The sequence below is a fragment of the Streptomyces sp. NPDC058000 genome, assembly GCF_042886435.1.
In the GTDB taxonomy this organism is placed as follows: domain Bacteria; phylum Actinomycetota; class Actinomycetes; order Streptomycetales; family Streptomycetaceae; genus Streptomyces.
Map to the genome: position 1 here is coordinate 1 of NZ_JBHVQS010000020.1, position 18,387 is coordinate 18,387.

The following is an 18,387-nucleotide window of genomic DNA, read 5'->3' on the forward strand; positions in this document are numbered from 1 at the left end:
TGGTCGACATCCGTCCTACGCGGGGCCCCGCTCTTCTACATCAACTTCCCCGAACCGCTTGACACCGCCAACGGCCGCTTAACTTCGTGGCATTGAGCGACGACAAGCCATGTCCAGCGATCGGCGGCTGCGGGCTCGCGGAGTTTGGGAACAGTCCAGCCCAGTGTCTGCTTGATCATCCTGAAGGCATGTTCAAGATCGAATCTGCGCAGGAACCCTTGCCAGAGTCGATCGACATCCCTGGCCGTTGCGCTGGTGCCGGACCACCACAGCCAGACCGGCCTGGGGTTGTGGTCTCCGCGCAGGTGTTCAACGCGAAGACGGATGACTGTGCCTTCGATGACTGGCAGCCGGGCTTCGGGGTATTCGGTCCAGGCCGAGCGCCGGACCAGCAGCGGGTGCAGCCGGTCCCAGGCAGAGGCTTCGGCCTGTCCATAGTGCGTGGTGTCGGGGGCCGGGGCGGGCCAGGTGTTGGGGTCCTCGAACTTGAACTCCTCCCCGTACTTGGGCTTGCGCCCTCGCTTGCCTGCCGGCTGCGGCGGGGGCGGGAAGTACAGGACGCGGTCCGAACGCATCCGGCCCAGCAGTTCAACTGGCAGATCGGCGAGGAGAAGAGCCAGGCGGGTCACGTCGTAGCCGGCATCGACGACGATCAGGACTGACAGGTCACCGGTCTGCCACTGCCCAGCCGCCAGCAGGCGCTGGACGACCTCCCGGGCCTGTCCGGCGGTGACGGCGATCTCGTCGTCCCACGGACGCAGGCGGACCACGTCAACCCGGTGATCGTGGGGAATTACGTGAACGCTCACAGTCAAGGTCTACCGGGAGAACGACACCTCCGCGTCCAAGAAGCGCAAGATCACCAGGCCCGACGGCACGATCGACTAGGTCGTTCTGCGGCCCGAGTTCCGTCAGTTGCTCGCCGACCTGGCTCTCGGCGTGATCTTCTACGACCTCGACCGTCTCGTGCGTCAGCCACAGGACCTCGAAGACCTCATCGCCATCGTCGAGTACGTCAAGCGTCCGGTGACCGGAGTCACCGGCGGGCGGATGAACCTGATCAACGACAGCGTCCGTCGCATGGCCCGCACGATGTGCGTGATGGCGCTCAAGTCCTCCGAGGACACCGCACGCCGCGTTGCCCGCCAACACCTCTCCGCTGCCCAGAACGGTCAGGTCCAGGGTCGGATCGCCTACGGATGGGTGCGTAAGGGAGAGCGCAAGGGGCAGCTGATTCCCGATGAGGCCGACCTCGGCACCCGTACCTTCCAGGACTTCCTGGCCGGCGAATCCACGTACAGCATCGCCAAGGCGTTCAACTCCGAGGGGAGGTGCGGGGCTGTCCTACCCGGTGGCGGTCGAGCCCAAGGGGACCGCCCAGCCCGTCGGCGCGGCGCCCCACCTGCCGGAGTACGGCGGCCTGGGGCCGTCCACCCTGCCGCACTGTCGCGGCCGGCACCGGGCGCTGGCCGAACTCCGCGTGTTCGAGGCAGAGTTCGTCGAGATCTCCTGGCGCGAGGACAGCATCGAGCACGACTGTCGGGAGCTGAAACAGAGCGTGGGCCTGGGCCACTTCGAGGGCCTCAGTTGGCGCGGCTGGCACCACCACGTCACTCTCGTCCATGCCTTTCCCGCCATCCACAGGCTTGATCCGAATGCCTGTACACCGGCCTGGCCCTCTACCAAGTCCTCGATGCCCCGCAGGGCCTGCTGCGGTGCCGGACCGGCACCTGCACGACCGGTGGCCGGAACCTCACCCGAGTCGGATCCTGCCGAAGCACCAATAGGCGCGGCCCAGTTGGCAGTTCCGGGACGCCTCGGGGTTGCCGGTGCCGGCGCCCGGAGAACTCCCGTCATCACAGGTCACAAGGTACGTCTTCGTCGTCAAGGCACCGCAGGTGGTGATCACTTGATGGATTCAGCTCCAAAGTTTGAGCACAAGTTGCACACATTCCCCTCTTCAGGCGGGCTCCGATGGTCTACATTGACCCTGCTTCACATGACACGAGGCGACAAATCGTGATCTTTAGGTCCGGCGCTACGGGCAGCCAGCAGTCGCGTCCCCGGCGCCAGACGTGGGGGTGATCAGTTCTTGGAACCCGAGAGGGGGGCCTTGGGTGTGGGGAGCCCGAGGTTTCGGCGGGTTCCCGCGCACCTCGAAAGCCTGGCAAGACATGCGAGTCCGCGGCCGCCTGGGCGGGGTGTTCAAGTAGCGCTGCAACAGGCGGGATGTCATGCGCGGGGGGCGGGGGCCTCCCGGGGGGAGGAACCGTGTGGAGCGAATACGTCGAGCCCACTGACGACCTGGGGGGGTCTGTGCAGCAGGGGGAATTGGTCAGCCCGTTGCTATCGGCGCGCGGGCGTCCGATGAACGGGGCAATCAGCCAGCCCGCAACTGACTGGGAGCAGCGGTACCGCCGTACCGTGATCACCAGCGATACCGTGGCCACCGCCTTCGTGGTGGCGGCGATCGGCGAGTTCTTCGGGGCCCGGGACGCGGCCAACTGGCATGAGAAGTGGGGAATTCTCGCATTCTGCACCGAGTTGCTGGTGCTGGGGGCGCTTGCGGTGAGCCGGTCGTGGGCTCCGGCCGTGCTCGGCCAGGGCGCCGAGGAATTCCGCCGGCTCGGCCGCTCACTGTTCACGGCGACCGTCGTACTGGCGCTCGGCGGGATCGCCCTCGCCTCGCGCAACATCAAGCTCTGGATATTCGTCGCGATCCCCGCGATCGCGTTCATCACCATGACCGCGCGGTATCTGCTGCGCCTCTGGCTGCACAGACAGCGGAAGGAAGGACGGTGCCTGCGACCGGTGCTCGCTGCCGGGAGCCTGGCCACCGTGCGCGACCTGATCACCCGAACCCGCAAGTTCCCGCACCTCGGCTGGCGGGTGGATGCGGTGTGCACGACGGACGGTCTCGGGCTCGACGGCGACCAGCTGGACGGAGTGCCGGTCGTCGGCAGACTGGCGGACGTCGCGGGCCACGTCCACCGCGACGGCTACCGTGTCGTCGCGGTCACACCGGACCCGCACTGGTCACCGGACCGGCTGCAGCGGCTGGCCTGGAACCTCGAAGGCAGCGATGCCGAGATGGTCGTGGCCCCCGTGCTGATGGAAGTGGCCGGCCCAAGGCTGCACGTCGACGCGGTGCTCGGGATCCCGCTGTTGCGGGTCAGCATGCCGACCTTCACCGGGGGGCGCCGGGCAGTCAAGGAGGTCGTCGATCGGATGGGCGCGGCGATTCTGCTGATGCTGTTCGCGCCACTGATGGTGCTCGTCGGACTGCTCGTACTGGTGGACAGTCGGGGCGGGGCGTTCTACCGCCAGCGCAGGGTCGGCAAGGACGGCCGCGAGTTCACCATTCTCAAGTTCCGCACCATGGTCGCCGGGGCGCACCGGGCACGTGCCGAGCTGGCCGCCCTCAACGAGGGCGCCGGCCTGCTGTTCAAGGTCCGCCGGGATCCGCGGGTGACCCGGGTGGGAACGGTGCTGCGCCGGTACTCGATCGACGAACTCCCGCAACTCTTCAACGTGTTGACCGGATCGATGTCGCTCGTCGGTCCGCGGCCTCCGCTGCCGGAGGAGTCCGCCGCGTACGGCCCGGACATCCGGCGGCGGCTGCTGGTCAAGCCTGGGCTCACCGGCCTGTGGCAGATCAGCGGGCGCAGCGACCTGCCGTGGGAGGAGGCCGTCCGCCTGGACCTGCGGTACGTGGAGGACTGGTCGCTCGCCCTCGACACAGTGATCTTGTGGAAGACGCTGCGTGCGGTGCTCCAAGGGCAGGGGGCCTACTGATGCGCGGGGGGCGGCGACGTCGTACGGCCGGCGTACGGACCGCAGGCCGAAGGGGCCTGCCTGGGGGGAGGAACGAGTCATGCGAATAAGCGTCTTGGGGCTCGGCTACGTGGGCTGCGTGTCGGCCGCGTGCCTGGCCAGCATGGGTCACGAGGTCATCGGGGTGGACGTGAACCAGGTGAAGGTCGACCTGGTCAACGACGGCAAGGCCCCGGTGGTCGAGGAGCGGATCGGCGAGCTCGTCGCCGAGGTCGTGCGGACCGGAGCGTTGCGCGCCACCGGCGACGTCCGCGAGGCGATCATGGGCAGCGAGGTGTCGCTGGTCTGCGTGGGCACGCCGTCGGAGCCCAACGGCAGTCTGTGCACCACGTACTTGGAGCGGGTCACCGAGCAGATCGGCGCCGCGCTGGCGGATCGCAGCGGGCGGCACACCGTCGTGTTCCGCAGCACCATGCTCCCGGGCACCTGCCTGAACCTACTGGTACCGATCCTGGAGAAGTACGTCGGCGGCACGGCCGGGGTGGACATCGGGGTCGCGGTCAACCCGGAGTTCCTGCGCGAGGGCACGAGCGTGCGGGACTTCTTCGACCCGCCCAAGACCGTCATCGGCGAGCTCGACCCGGCAAGCGGCGATGCGGTGACCGCGCTGTACGACGGTTTGCCCGGCGAGGTGTTCCGGGTGCCGATCCCGACGGCCGAGGCGATCAAATACGCGGACAACGCGTTCCACGGCCTCAAGATCGGCTTTGCGAACGAGCTGGGCGCGGTGTGCCAGGCACTCGGGGTGGACTCGCACCAGGTGATGGACGTGTTCCTGGCCGATCGCAAGCTGAACATCAGCCCCGCCTACCTGCGGCCCGGCTTCGCCTTCGGTGGCTCCTGCCTGCCCAAGGACTTGCGCAGCCTGGTCCACGCGGCACAGCGGGCCGACGTCTCGGTTCCCATCCTCGCCCACGTGCTGCCCTCCAACTCCGACCATCTGCAGCGCGCGGTGGACCTGGTCGAGCGCACCGGCAAGCGCCGGGTGGGCCTGTTCGGGCTGTCCTTCAAACCCGGCACCGACGACCTCCGCGAGAGCCCGCTCGTCGAACTGGCGGAGATGCTCTTCGGCAAGGGTTACGACCTGCGGATCCACGACGCCAACGTGAGCCTCTCCCGGCTGCTCGGCGCGAACCGCGAGTACATCGAGACCCGGCTGCCGCACCTCGCGCAGCTGCTCGCGGACTCCGTCGACGAGGTGCTCGAACACGCCGAGGTGTGCCTGGTCGGGACCAGGGATCCGGCCGTGCTGTCGGCGCTGCCCCATGGCGGCGGCCCGGTGATCGTCGACCTCATCCGCCTTCCCGACGCCGAGGCGCGCCGGGCCGAACCGGGGTACATGGGCCTTGCTTGGTGACACATCGTTCGGTGACACGGCCAGTGGCGACGGGGCGGCCCGGCGCGCGCTGATCCTGGTGGAGAACCTGTCGGTGCCGTTCGACCGGCGGGTGTGGCAGGAGTGCACGACGCTGCGTGATGCGGGCTGGGAGGTCCACGTCGTCTGTCCCCGCGGGGAGAAGCGGGACACGGAGCGGGAGGCGGAGATCGACGGGGTGCGGATCCACCGCTACCCGTTGCGCGCGGCCACCGGAGGACCGGCCGGCTACCTGCGGGAGTACGGATCGGCGTTGTGGCATACGGCCCGGCTGGCCCACAAGGTCGGCCCGGTCGACGTGGTCCACGCCTGCAACCCGCCCGACCTGCTGTTCCTGCCGGCACGGTGGCTGAAGCGGCGCGGCGCGCGGTTCGTCTTCGACCAGCACGACCTGGTACCCGAGCTGTACCTCTCCCGGTTCGACCGCGGCGAAGATCTGCTCTACCGCGCCGTGTGCGCGCTGGAACGGCTGACCTACCGGGCCGCGGACGTCGTGCTCGCCACGAACGAGAGCTACCGGGACGTCGCGGTGCGCCGTGGCGGCAAGCGGCCGGCGGACGTCTTCGTCGTGCGCAGCGCGCCTGCCGTCGACCGGTTCCAACCGGTGCCACCCGAGCCGGAGTTGAAGCGCGGCAAGCCTCATCTGCTGTGCTACCTGGGCGTCATGGGCCCGCAGGACGGCGTCGACTACGCCTTGCGGGCCCTCGCGAAGCTGCGCGACGAGCTCGGGCGGACCGACTGGCACGCGGTGTTCGTCGGCGGCGGCGATGCCTTCGACGCGATGGGGGAACTGTCCCGGCGGCTCGGGCTCTTCGAGCAGGTGGAGTTCACCGGGCGCATTCCGGACGCCGACCTGGTGCGCTACCTGTCCACCGCGGACGTGTGCCTCTCCCCCGACCCGCGCAATCCGCTCAACGACGTGTCGACCATGAACAAGGTCCTGGAGTACATGGCGATGGGCCGGCCCATCGTCTCGTTCGACCTCCGGGAGGCGCGCGTCTCCGCCGGTGACGCCGCCGTCTACGCGCCCGCCAACGACGAGGCCGCATTCGCCGAGCTCATCGCGCTACTGCTGGACGACCCGGAGAAGCGGGCCCGGATGGGCGAGATCGGCCAGGAGCGGATCAGCGGGCAGCTCTCCTGGCGGCACTCGCAGGCGTCGCTGCTCGCCGCCTACGCCGCTGCCTGCCGTGACACTCCGGTGTCGGCGGGCGCCCCGTACCGGGCAGGGAAGAGGTCCCGCCGTTGAGCGATGACACGATACGCCTGGTCACGATCGGGCGGATCATCCGTCGGCGCTGGCGGCTTCTCACCGTCCTCGCCGTGGTGGGTGCGCTCGTCGGCTACGGCACCTCGCTGCTTTTTCCGCCGAGTTACACGGCGTCGGCATCGGTACTGCTGCCGGGGCAGTGGGAGGAGCGCGAGTTGCTGACCCAGGTGGATATCGCGACCAGTTCGACGGTGGTCGACCGCGCGGCTGCCACGCTCGGCTGGCCCGGGGTCAGCGGCCGCGAGCTGCGGGACCGGGTGAGCGCCAAGGCCGCCGACGGGAACATCATCACGATCTCGGGCACGGCCGACACCCCGGAGCGCGCACAGCAACTCTCCGACCGGATGGTTCAGCAGTTCGTCACATTCGCCGCACGGATCGTAGGCGACAACACCGACCCCGAAGCGGCGGCCCGGCCCGAGGCACTGCGGCAGATGGTGGTGCAGACCAGTCGCCGCATCACCGAGCTGGCTGATGCGGCCGATCCGGGGCGGACCGTGGAGAGCGTGCAGACCCGCACCGAGCTCGCGAAGCTGCGCACCGCGCTGCAGGAGGCCGTCAACAAGCTGGACCAGGCCGCCCCGGCCGCCAACAAGGCCAACATGGTGGTCATGGGGCCGGCGGCCCGGCCGGCCGGCGAGGCACCGCCGACGAGAACGCAGCTCATCGTCGCCGGGGCGCTGCTGTTCTTCCTGCTCGCGGTCATCGGCCATCTCGCCGCCGCACGGATGAGTCGCCGGCTGCGCGCCGAACCGGAGATCGCCGCGGCGCTGGGCTCGGCGCTGCTGGGTACCGTCGACGTACCTGATGAACGGCCCGCGCACCGGCTGGAAGGCCGTGGCCCGCGGGCCCGGATCCGCCGGCTCCTGGGCATCGACGTCCGGTGGGACATACCCACCCCGCAGACGTCCGGCGACGAGACCGGCAGGCAGCTCCGCTACCGGCGGGTGTGCGCCCGCCTCCGGGACCAACTACCGGCCCCCCGGCGGCTGTTGGTCGTCGTCCCGGACGACGACGAGATCGCCCGCCGAGCCGCCGGGCAGCTCGTCGCCGAGGCCGAGAGCGATCCTTCCGCAAGCTCGTCGAGCAGCGGAGACCCCATGCTGCGGGTGGTGGGAGTTTCGGTGGACCGGCCGATGGTGCCGGACCGCGACAACGAGTCCGGTGCCCTGGTCGTCCTCAGCGCGGGCAGCTGGACCGCAGGGGAGCTCACCGGCATCGCCGAGGCGTGTGCGGACGCCAGGCACGAGGTCGTCGGCATCGTTGTCGCTGACACGGTCCGGGCCGGTCCGGCACGGTCTCCCGGCCGCCCACCGGATGACGCCACTCTGGCGCTCGCGGTCCGCGGCCACGCGACGGGAGGTTCCGCGTGACGACGAGTGCGACATCGGAGTCGTCGGCCTCAGCTCCGCTGCTGGACGTGCAGGCGCTGGTGGTGGCGGTGCGGAGGCGGCGCCGCCTCTGGTGCTCCATGGCGCTGCTGGGGCTGCTCGTCGGCACGGCGGTGGCGGTCCTGCTGCCGACGCCGCCGACCGCGGTGACCAAGGTGCTGGTGGCGCATCAGGAGGACCAGCCGAACGATCCCGGAACGCTGATCCGCACCGACGTCGCGCTGCTGGGGACCACCCAGATCGCCGACAAGGCCCTGCAGTCCCTGAAGTCCCCGGAAAAACCGGCGGACTTCATGCGGGACTACCGGGGTACCGGCTTGACCAACAACCTGCTGCAGATCGACGTGACAGGCGGCAGCGACGCGGAAGCGGTGGCCCGCGCCAAGGCGCTGGCCGATGCATTCGTCGCGGACCATGTGCGGCGGATGTGGGATGCCGCGAAGGCCGAGGCCAAGGCCCTGGACGACCAGCGCGACCGCTTGCGGGACGAGCTCGCCCAGGTCAACAAGGCGATCGGAGACCGATCGCCGAACAGCGATCCGAAGGAGTCCGCGAGCATCGAGTCGCGCTTCGCCCGCCGGGCCGAGCTCAACTCGCGGATCGCCGATTTCGACCAGCGCGCCGAGGAGGCGCGCACCGGCACGCCCCGGGTCATCGCCGGCACGCAGATCGTGGACGCCCCGCGCGCGGTGCAATGCTCCCTGCCCAAGGCCGCTGTCACCAACGCCGCGATCGGGCTCGTCCTCGGACTCGTACTGGGGCTCGCGCTGGCCGCTGTCGGCGTGGTGGTGGCGGACCGCCCCGTGTTGCGCCGGGACATCGCGGCGAACCTGGGGGCCTCGGTCATCGCGGAGCTGCCCCGCCGACCGGGCCGGCTGTGGCAGCGCCGACGGATCCGGGCCGCCCGCGAACGGCTCATCGTGTCCCTGGCCCGCACCGTGCGCGGCTCCGCGGAACCGGTGTCGCTGCTGGAACTGGGCTGTGCGCCCAGCACGAAGGTGATCGCTCTGGACCTCGCCGGGGCCCTGGCACCGGACGGGCCAGTGGTGATCATCGATGGTCTGCCCGGCGTGCAGCTCGCGGGACGCCGCCAGAAGCCAGGAGGCCCGACCGTGGTCAGCGGCGAGCGTGCCGCGGCCGCGTCGCATGAGGAGCGCCGGTTCGGCGTCGGCTCGGTCGCGCCCGGCACCGCGTGGACCGACCTCCAGTACCTCGGCGCTCGGACCGTGCTTGTCGTGCGTGCCGGGCACGGCAGCGCCGCATGGTTGCACACCGTGGCGCGACAGCTCGCGGACCAGCGCATTGCGGTGATCGGTGTGGTGCTGATCGACCCCGATCCGCGGGACCGGACCGACGGCACGCTGTGGGACGGGCTGCAGACCGCGCTGCGCGGCCGGAACGAGCGGCCGGCCCGGCAGAACGATGGGGGTACCTCCCACGCCGTCAAGGCAGTGGGGGAGGGCCGGCGGCGGACGGAGCGGCAACCGTTGTGGGCCGCGCAGGTACCGGACAACGACCAGGAGGCTCGGTAGGACATGTGTGGCATCGCAGGGACTTACCGATGGCCGGACGGGAAGGTCGTGACCGACCGGCTCACCGATACCCTCGCCCACCGCGGTCCGGACGGGGCGGGCCGGTACAGCCACGCCGTCGGTGACGGCGAAGTGCACCTCGGGCACCGCCGGTTGGCCGTCCTCGACCTGTCCGGGACCGGCGCCCAGCCGATGGTCTCGGGCGGCCTCGCCCTGACGTACAACGGCGAGCTGTACAACGCGCCCGAACTGCGTGCCGAGCTGGCAGCCGCCGGGGTGCGCTTCCGCGGTACCTCCGACACCGAGGTGGTCCTTGAGGCGTGGCGGCGCTGGGGCACGGACTGCCTGCCCCGGCTGCGCGGCATGTTCGCGTTCGGGATCTTCGACGAGCGGACAGGTGAACTGGTGCTCGCCCGCGACCAGTTGGGCATCAAGCCGCTGTTCCTGCTCCGGCGCGGTGCGGGCCTGGCGTTCGCCTCCGAGCTCAAGGCGCTCGCCGCCGCGACCGGCGGGTCGCTGCAGGTGGACCATGCGGCGCTGGTGGCCTCGCTGCTGTACTACTGGGTGCCGGACTCACGGTGCGCGTTCCGCGAAGCGGAGAAGCTGCCGCCGGGGAGCTGGCTGAGGTGCCGGCCCGACGGCCGGGTGGAGCGCGGCCGGTTCTGGCACCTTCGGGACGTCGCCGCCGAGGGCCGGGAGCGGGCCCGATCCGGCGAGCGGCCGGATGTCGCTGCCGTCGTCGAGGAGTCGACCCGGCGCCACCTGCTCTCCGACGTACCCGTGGCGACCTTCCTCTCCGGCGGCCTCGACTCCAGCTACCTGACCGCGCTGGCAGCCCGCGACCGACCCGGGATCTCCGCGTACACGATCGGATTCCGCGCCGAGGACGCCAAGTTCGAGGCGATGCCGGACGACCTGCGCTACGCCCGGCAGGTGGCCGAGCGGTTCGGCGTCGACCTGCACGAGATCGAGATCGCTCCGAACGTGCTCGACCTGCTGCCGCAGATGACGTACCACCTGGACGAGCCGATCGGCGACCCCGCCGCGATCAACACGTTCCTGATCTGCTCGGCCGCCCGGGAGGCCGGGGTCAAGGTGATGCTCTCGGGGATGGGCGCCGACGAGCTGTTCGCCGGGTACCGCAAGCACCTGGCCAACCTGATCGCACTGCGCTACCAGCGCGTCCCGCGACCGCTGCGGCACGGCCTGTCCCGGGCCGTGGACCGACTGCCGGTCGCCACGGCCCGCCGGGGGTACCGGTCGGTGCGCTTCGCGAAGCGGTTCCTCTCCTTCGCCGATCTGCCCGAGGAGACCGCGTTCCGGCGCAGCTACACGATGTACGACCAGGACGAGCTGCTCGCCCTGCTCGATCCGGACCTGGCCGGGACGGTCGAGGACGTGCTCACCGAGCATGCGGACATCTATCAGGACAACGACCTCGACGACTTCGTCAACCGCATGTGCCTGGGCGACGCCCGGATGTTCCTGCCGGGCCTGAACCTCGCGTACACGGACCGGTCGAGCATGGCCGCGTCGATGGAGGTGCGGGTGCCGTACGTGGACGTCGAGGTGGTCAAGGCGGCGTTCGCCGTGCCCGGCGATCGCAAGATCGTCGGGCGGCAGGGCAAGGCCGTCCTCAAGGAGGCGGCCACCTCGATCCTGCCCCGGGAGATCGTCTACCGGCCCAAGGGCCTGTTCAGCGCCCCGCTGCGGGCCTGGATGAGCCGGGATCTGGCACCGCTGGTGCGCGAGGTGGTGCACGACGGCGTGCTCGTCAACTCCGGGCTCCTGCGCCGCGATGCCCTGGTGCGCATGGTCGCCGAGGACGCCGCCGGGCAGCGGGACTTCTCCAAGCATCTGTGGCATGTGCTGACTCTTGAGTACTGGTATCGCGGCGCGACCTCCGGGTCCGGCCGGAGCACTCGCTCGACGGCGTAGAAGACGGATGAGAATCAAGGGGACTTCGGGTGAAACAGGTTGTGCAGAACTACAAGAGCGGCGAGCTGGCGGTGCTCGACGTGCCGGTGCCGGGGTGCAAGCCGGGCGGTGTGCTGGTCCGCAGCGCCTACTCGCTGATATCCACCGGGACCGAGCTCATGAAGGTGTCCGAGGCCGGCATGTCGATGCTGGGCAAGGCCCGCTCCCGGCCGGACCAGGTGGCCAAGGTCATGCAGAGCGTGGCCACCAACGGGGTGCCCGCCACCTACCGCAAGGTGATGGGCAAGCTGGACTCCTACACGCCGCTGGGCTACTCGCTGTGCGGGGTGGTCGAGCAGGTCGGCACCGGGATCGACGAGGTGAAGGTCGGCGACCTCGTGGCCTGCGCCGGCAACGAGCACGCGTTGCACGCCGAGCTGAACTGGGTGCCGAGGAACCTCTACGCCCGGGTGCCGGACGGCCTCGCGCCACGGCACGCGGCCTTCGGCACCGTCGGGTCGATCGCGATGCAGGGCGTCCGCCGCGGCGAGCCGCAGCTCGGCGACGTGGCGCTGGTCATCGGCCTCGGCCTGATCGGCCAGTTGGTGGTGCAACTCCTCGGCGCCTCGGGAGTCCGCGTCGTCGGCGTCGACCCCGACCCGGCGCGCTGCGAGCTGGCCGAGCGCCTGGGGGCCGCGGCCTGCGGCGATCCCGCGTCCACGGCCGTGGAAGCCGCAGTCGCCGAGCTGACCGGCGGCCACGGCGTGGACCAGGTGTACCTGGCCGCCGGCGGCGGCAGCAACCAACCCGTCGAGCTGGCCGCCCGGCTCTGCCGGGACCGCGGCCGGGTCGTCGACATCGGCAAGTGCCGCCTGGACCTGCCGTGGAACGCGTACTACGAGAAGGAGCTCGACGTCCGGTTCTCCCGCAGTTACGGCCCCGGGCGCTACGACCCGGAGTACGAGCTGGAGGGGCGGGACTATCCGATCGGCTACGTGCGCTGGACCGAGCGCCGCAACCTGGCGTGCTTCCTCGATCTCGTCGCCCGCGGCCGCGTCGACGTGGAGCCCCTGGTCTCCCACGTGGCCGACTTCGATGACGCCGTCGAGACGTACCAGCGGCTGAAGGACGGCGACCTGAAGGCCGTGGCTGTGCTGTTCCGGTACTCCGGACACGCGGCGGAAGCGGAGGCTCCGGCGGTGGCCGTGCCCGCGGTGAACGTGAAGCGGAGTCCGGCCCGGGCTGCCAGGACACCGGTGCGCCTTGCGTTCGTCGGCGCGGGAAACTACGCGACGTCGATGCTGCTGCCGCACCTGGCACAGCGCGACGGCGTCGAGTTGTCGACCGTCGTCACCACGACGGCGCTGTCCGCGGCCAACGCGCAGCGGAAGTTCGGCTTCGCCGAGGCGACCACCGACCTCGACGCCGTGCTCGGCGACAAGTCCGTCGACGCGGTGTTCGTGGTCACCCGCCACAGCTCGCACGCCGAACTGACCCGGAGAGCGCTGCTGGCCGGCAAGGCGGTGTTCGTGGAGAAGCCGTTGGCGCTCACCGAGGACGAGCTGGCCGGCGTGCTCGCGGCGGTGGAGGAGTCCGGCAACGACCGGCTGCAGGTGGGGTTCAACCGCCGGTTCGCGCCGCTGCTGAACGAGGCCAGGAAGCGGTTCGGCGCCCGTTCCGGTCCGGCGAGCCTCCGCTACCTGGTCAACGCGGGCCGGCTGCAGCACGGCAGCTGGTACCTCCAACAGGGCACCGAGGGCTCGCGGTTCGCCGGCGAGGGCGGGCACTTCGTCGACACGGCGAGCTGGCTGCTCGCGGCCGACCCGGTCTCGGTGTACGCGGTCGCCACGTCCGGCAACGAGGGCGGCAGTGACATCCAGGCTGTGCTGCGCTACCCGGACGAGTCCACGGCCACCATCAGCTACGTCACCACCGGCGCGCCCGGCTTCCCCAAGGAGACCCTCGACCTGGTCGCGGACGGCAAGGTGCTGCGGCTCGACGACTTCGTCCGTGCCTCGGTGTACACCGGCAAGCGGTGGGTCAGTTCGCGGCTGCCCAAGGCCCGGGACAAGGGCCAGTCCGCCGAACTGGCCGCGTTCATCAAGGCCGTGCGGACCGGCGAGCCGATGCCGGTACCGCTGGAGTCGCTGGTCGCCACCACGGCGGCCACCCTCGCCGTGCAGGCCGGCCTGGCCGGCGGCGCGCCGGTGACGTTGGCGAGGGCGCGATGACTGTGAGCTCGGGGAGTGCGGGCTGGTACCTGCGGCGGCTGTCCCGGATGGGACCGGCGGAGGTCGGCGGCCGGGTGGGCGACGCGGTGCGCAGGCGGCGGTGGCGGTCGGCGCGGCCCCACTGTCCGAGCGTCACCGGCGCCCGGTTCACCGCGGTACTGCCCGCCGGGACGATCGCCGCGATACCACCGGACGCCGCGAAACGTCTCGTCGCCGAAGCGGACCGGCTGATGTACGGGCACGCCGAGTACTTCGGGGTGGACCGCGACGACCTGGCCGACCCGGACTGGTGGTACGACCCGAAGACCGGGCGCCGGGCTCCGTGCGGCTACGCCTTCGACGTGCCGTACCGGAACGAGGACGCGGTCGGGGACATCAAGCAGATCTGGGAACTGTCCCGGCATCAGCACCTCACCGTGCTCGCCGCCGCCTACGCGATCACCGGGAACGAGCGGTACGCCGAGCGGGTGGCCGAGCACCTGCGGTCGTGGTGGGCGGCGAACCCACCGCTGCGCGGCGTGCACTGGATCAGCGGCATCGAGCTGGGCATCCGGCTGCTGTCCTGGGTGTGGATCCGCCGGCTGCTCGACGGCTGGCCGGGCGCGGTCGGGCTGTTCGAGGGCAACCCGGTGGCGCTGAACCAGATCTGGCACCACCAGCGCTGGCTGGCCGCCTTCCCCAGCCGGGGGTCTTCGGCGAACAACCACGTCATCGCCGAGGCCGCCGGGCAGTTCGCCGCGGCCTGCGCGTTCGGATGGTTCCCCTCCTCGGCGCGTTGGCAGGCAGGCGCACTGCGGTCGCTGGAGCGGCACCTGCGCAGCAACACCTTCGCCTCCGGCCTCAACCGCGAACTGGCGACCGAGTACCACGGACTCGTGCTGGAGCTCGGCCTGGCCGCGGTGGCCGAGGCCGATGCCGCGAGCAGGCCGGTCCCCGCGTCGATCCGGCTGGTGCTGCTGCGGATGACCGACGCGCTCGCGGCCGTCGTGGACAGCCGGTTACGGCCGCCGCGCCAGGGGGACGCGGACGACGGGCACGGTCTGGTCGTGGACGGCGCGGGCACCGACCGCTGGGCCTCGCTGCTGGCCACCGGGGACGCCGTGTTCGGTCGGCTCGCCTGGTGGCCGACGGTGACCGGCACCGATGTGCGCACCCCGCTGCTGGCCGCGCTGATCAGATCTGACGTAAGGGACGTGACCCGCCCGACGCGCCGACCGGCCCATTTCGCCGACGCGGGGATGACCATCCTGCGCGGTCCGGCGGAGATCTGGTGCCGCTGCGACGGTGGTCCGCACGGCTTCCTGTCCATCGCCGCGCATGCCCACGCGGACGCGCTGTCCGTGGAGGTCCGGCACGACGGGGTCGACGTGCTCGCCGACCCGGGGACGTTCTGCTACCACGGGCAGCCCGAGTGGCGGCAGTACTTCCGGTCGACCCTCGGCCACAACACGCTGCAACTGGACGGCACCGACCAGTCCGTCTCCGGCGGCCCGTTCCTGTGGACCCGGCAGGCCAGGAGCCGCGTCCTGGCCGCGGACGCATCCGACGCCTCCAACGGGGGGACGGCCCGCTGGTGCGGCGAGCACGACGGCTACCAGGGCTCCGTGCACCGCCGCCGGGTGGAACTGACGCCCGAAAGACAGGAGTTGAAGGTGCTCGACGAGGTGCGCGGCCCGCGCCGGGCCGTGCACCTGGCGTTCCATCTCGGCCCGGCGATCGCCGCGGACCTGGCGGACAACCGGGCGGTGCTCACCTGGACCCTCGACGGCGAGGGGCGCTCCGCGGTGCTCGACCTGCCCGGGCAGCTGAGCTGGCGGGCGCATCGGGGCGAGAGTGACCCGCCGCTGGGCTGGTACTCCGCCGGCTTCGGGCGCAAGGAACCCACCACCACGTTGGTCGGCACCGGCTTCGCCGACGGCACTGCGCCGTCGGGGGAGTTCACCACCGTGCTCAGGTTCCGCGGCTAGGGGGGCGCGTGGGGATCAACAGGCGGCACTGGGCGTCGGCGGCGGCACCGCTGGCGCTGGCCCTGCTGGCGGCGACCGGCTGTGAGAGCACGCAAGGCGCCCGGGCAGAGCCGACCGCTGCGCCAACCACGTCCGGGGCGCTGTCCACGGCCGTGGCTCGGGTGTGCGCCGAGCCCGCGGCCGGGCCGACGAAGGCACCGGCGGGCGCGGTGCCGGTCGACCCCGCGGCGGTCGGTGACCTGGCAGCGAAGACCAAGATCAACCCCCCGAACACCACGTTCTGGCTTCGACCGGGCAAGCACAGGCTCGACCCGGATCGCTACGCCCAGGTCGTCCCCAAGGAGGGGGACCACTACCTCGGTGCGCCGGGCGCGGTGCTCGACGGCCGGGAGAAGAACCAGTACGCGTTCGGCGGTACCGCCCGCAACGTCACCATCCGCTACCTGACCGTGCAGCGTTTCGTCGCGCCGCAGAACGAGGGCGTGGTCAACCATGACTCGGCCGACGGGTGGGTGATCGAGCACGCGACGATCCGGAACAACTCCGGGGCCGGGCTGATGGCCGGTGCCCACCAGCGGGTCCGCGCCAACTGCCTGCGCGACAACGGGCAGTACGGCATGAACGCCTACACGAACGGCGGCCGGGTCAGCGACCTGGTGGTCGAGGGCAACGAGATCGTGGGCAACAACACCGGCGACTGGGAGCGGCGGCGGCCGGGCTGCGGCTGCACCGGAGGCGTGAAGTTCTGGGCCGTCAACGGCGCCGACGTACGCGGCAACTGGGTGCACGACAACCGCGGAACAGGGTTGTGGGCGGACACCAACAACAATGACTTCCGCATCGAGAACAACGTGATCGAGGCCAACGACGGCGCCGCCCTGATCTACGAGACCAGCTACAACGCGGTCATCCGGAACAACACGATCCGGCGGAACAACTGGGTCGAGGGCCGCAAGGCGGCCGACCGCGGCGACAACTTCCCGTTCGCGACCGTCTACCTGTCCGAGTCCGGTGGCGAACCACGGATCCGAGCCCGCACCGACAAGATCGAGATCTACCGGAACGTGCTGGAGAACAACTGGTCCGGGATCACCCTGTGGGAAAACGCCGACCGGTTCTGCAACAGCCCGGCCAACACCTCCTCCGGTGTCTGCACCTTGCTGGTGCGGGACACCGACCGCTGCGCGAAGCCGGCGATCGCCAGCGCCCCGCTCTACGCCGACTGCCGGTGGAAGACCCAGCGGGTGGACATCCACGGCAACCGCTTCGTGCTGGACAAGTCCGTCGTCAAGTGCACGGCGAAATGCGACCGCATGGCGGTGCTGGCCAACTACGGCACCTATCCGGACTGGTCCCCGTACAAGGGCGAACGGGTGGCCGAGGCGATCACCAGCAAGCAGCACAACCGCTGGCACGACAACGTCTACCTCGGACCGTGGAAATTCGTCGCCCACGATCCCAGCCAGGTGCTCGACTCCGGGCAGTGGCAGAGCACGCCGTACCAGCAGGACGCGGGCAGCACCCTCGACCCACAGGCCGGTGGTTGAGATGGGCGGGGACCTGACGCGCGACGGGCTGCCGGGCGGATCGGGCACCTCTGGCACGAACACTGCGGGAACGCAGCCCGGCGCAGCACCGCGCCCTGCCGGCACGCCGAAGACCGTCGGGATCGTCTGGGGGTTGCTGGTCCTCAACACGCTCGGCTCCGCCGGAGCGCAGACCATTGTTCCGCTGCCCCGCTCCCTCATCCAGTTGGTCACCATGGGCGCGCTGGTCGCCGCGTTCGCGCTGGCGCTCGCGCTCAATGTCCGGCTGCGCATCCGACCCAGCGCCTTCTTGTTCCTGCTCACCCTGCTGCTGGTGTCGAGCGTGATCTCCAGTGCGCGCCTGGAGTCCGGGTTCGGCGCGCTGTTCCGCTGCGCCCGGCTGGCTCTCTTCGTCGGCACGCTGTGGCTGCTCGGCCGCTGGTGGGACGGCGGCCCGACGTTCGTCCGGCACCACATCCGGATGTACTTCGCGGTGCTCGGGTCGGTGGCCGCCGGCCTGGTCGCCTCACCGGGTGCGGCCATGCCCGACCTCTACGGCGGGCGCCTGGTCGGCGCGCTGTGGCCGCTCACCCCGCCGCAGATCGGACAGTACGCCGCGGTGATCATCGGGCTCACCGTGCTGCTCGTACTGGGTCGCCGGACCGACCGGGCCGGGGCGGCGGTCGTCATCGTGCCGTCACTCGTCCTGCTCGCGTTGACCCATACCCGGACGGCCACGCTCGGCCTGTTCATCGGGTTGGCGTTGGCGATCGGCTCGCTCATCCTGACCAGCGCCGCCGCCCGCCGGTTCTTCACCTGGGCGGTGCTGTGCGCCGCGGTGGCCGCGCTGGCGTTCAACTCCGCGCTGCAGACGTGGTTCCTGCGCGGGCAGAGCCAGGAGAACTTCTCCAATCTCACCGGTCGGGCCAAGGTCTGGGACGCCCTGCTGGCAGCGCCCCGGACGACCTCGGAGCAGATGTTCGGCGTGGGCCTGGGCGACAAGTCGTTCGGCGGGCTGCCGATCGACAACAGCTGGCTGGCCGTCTACAACGAGCAGGGTCTGATCGGCATCGCCCTCGTGGCGGCGATCATCCTCGTGCTGGGCGGCGTCGCGTTGCTGCGGCCACCGTCGCTGCCGAGGGCCTGCGCGATCTTCCTGATCAGCTACTGCGCGATCGCGTCGTACACCGAGGCCGGGCTGGGCGACGCCTCGCCGTATCTGCTGCATCTGGCGGTCGCCGCCTCGCTGCTTGCGGCACCTGCCGCGGTCACGCACGTCCCGATGCCCGAAGTTCCTCGCCGACGCATCCCGCGATGGGCCCAGAGATCGGAGGTGGCCTGAAC

General features: G+C 70.7%; 11 protein-coding genes and 1 pseudogene. 11 read left to right on the forward strand and 1 reads right to left on the reverse strand.

Translation table 11 applies throughout. From position 1 onward, the window contains the following. Positions 1 to 65 precede the first annotated feature (65 nt). A pseudogene (locus tag ACFVT2_RS20485) lies at positions 66 to 776 on the reverse strand (transposase); the annotation flags it as partial. 118 nt (positions 777 to 894) lie between these two features. Here ACFVT2_RS20485 and ACFVT2_RS20490 point away from each other — a divergent pair. From ACFVT2_RS20490 to ACFVT2_RS20540, 11 genes are all read left to right on the forward strand, one after another. Then, complete coding sequence (locus ACFVT2_RS20490; protein ID WP_390019956.1) at positions 895 to 1,650, forward strand: recombinase family protein; 756 nt, start codon at positions 895 to 897, stop codon at positions 1,648 to 1,650. A gap of 666 nt (positions 1,651 to 2,316) precedes the next feature. Next, a complete protein-coding gene (locus ACFVT2_RS20495; protein WP_390019958.1) occupies positions 2,317 to 3,795 on the forward strand; it encodes a sugar transferase in 1,479 nt (492 codons plus the stop codon). 79 nt (positions 3,796 to 3,874) lie between these two features. Beyond that, the gene (locus tag ACFVT2_RS20500; protein ID WP_390019691.1) at positions 3,875 to 5,191 is read left to right on the forward strand and encodes a nucleotide sugar dehydrogenase; all 1,317 of its coding nucleotides are present in this window, start codon (positions 3,875 to 3,877) and stop codon (positions 5,189 to 5,191) included. Further along, positions 5,181 to 6,458, forward strand: a complete 1,278-nt coding sequence (locus ACFVT2_RS20505; protein WP_390019694.1) for a glycosyltransferase family 4 protein — start codon at positions 5,181 to 5,183, stop codon at positions 6,456 to 6,458. Before ACFVT2_RS20500 ends, ACFVT2_RS20505 begins: the two co-directional genes overlap by 11 nt. Further along, on the forward strand, positions 6,455 to 7,852 hold the full coding sequence (locus ACFVT2_RS20510; protein WP_390019696.1) for a Wzz/FepE/Etk N-terminal domain-containing protein: 1,398 nt from the start codon (positions 6,455 to 6,457) through the stop codon (positions 7,850 to 7,852). The genes ACFVT2_RS20505 and ACFVT2_RS20510 overlap by 4 nt, the downstream gene beginning before the upstream one ends. Then, on the forward strand, positions 7,849 to 9,402 hold the full coding sequence (locus ACFVT2_RS20515) for a Wzz/FepE/Etk N-terminal domain-containing protein (RefSeq protein WP_390019697.1): 1,554 nt from the start codon (positions 7,849 to 7,851) through the stop codon (positions 9,400 to 9,402). Before ACFVT2_RS20510 ends, ACFVT2_RS20515 begins: the two co-directional genes overlap by 4 nt. Positions 9,403 to 9,405: 3 nt before the next feature. Next, the gene (asnB, locus tag ACFVT2_RS20520; protein ID WP_390019700.1) at positions 9,406 to 11,340 is read left to right on the forward strand and encodes an asparagine synthase (glutamine-hydrolyzing); all 1,935 of its coding nucleotides are present in this window, start codon (positions 9,406 to 9,408) and stop codon (positions 11,338 to 11,340) included. A 29-nt stretch (positions 11,341 to 11,369) separates the two neighbouring features. Beyond that, on the forward strand, positions 11,370 to 13,550 hold the full coding sequence (locus ACFVT2_RS20525; protein ID WP_390019701.1) for a bi-domain-containing oxidoreductase: 2,181 nt from the start codon (positions 11,370 to 11,372) through the stop codon (positions 13,548 to 13,550). Continuing rightward, on the forward strand, positions 13,547 to 15,517 hold the full coding sequence (locus ACFVT2_RS20530) for an alginate lyase family protein (protein WP_390019703.1): 1,971 nt from the start codon (positions 13,547 to 13,549) through the stop codon (positions 15,515 to 15,517). Before ACFVT2_RS20525 ends, ACFVT2_RS20530 begins: the two co-directional genes overlap by 4 nt. An 8-nt stretch (positions 15,518 to 15,525) precedes the next feature. Further along, entirely contained in the window at positions 15,526 to 17,064 is a 1,539-nt protein-coding gene (locus ACFVT2_RS20535) for a right-handed parallel beta-helix repeat-containing protein (RefSeq protein ID WP_390019706.1), read from the forward strand. 1 nt (position 17,065) lies between these two features. Next, the gene (locus ACFVT2_RS20540) at positions 17,066 to 18,385 is read left to right on the forward strand and encodes an O-antigen ligase domain-containing protein (protein ID WP_390019708.1); all 1,320 of its coding nucleotides are present in this window, start codon (positions 17,066 to 17,068) and stop codon (positions 18,383 to 18,385) included. Positions 18,386 to 18,387: the final 2 nt, after the last annotated feature.

Excerpts from the sequence above, each read along its gene's own strand:
- ACFVT2_RS20500 (WP_390019691.1), top strand. The coding sequence starts at position 3,875 with ATGCGAATAAGCGTCTTGGGGCTCGGCTACGTGGGCTGCGTGTCGGCC.
- asnB (WP_390019700.1), top strand. The coding sequence starts at position 9,406 with ATGTGTGGCATCGCAGGGACTTACCGATGGCCGGACGGGAAGGTCGTG.
- ACFVT2_RS20530 (WP_390019703.1), top strand. The coding sequence starts at position 13,547 with ATGACTGTGAGCTCGGGGAGTGCGGGCTGGTACCTGCGGCGGCTGTCC.
- ACFVT2_RS20540 (WP_390019708.1), top strand. The coding sequence starts at position 17,066 with ATGGGCGGGGACCTGACGCGCGACGGGCTGCCGGGCGGATCGGGCACC.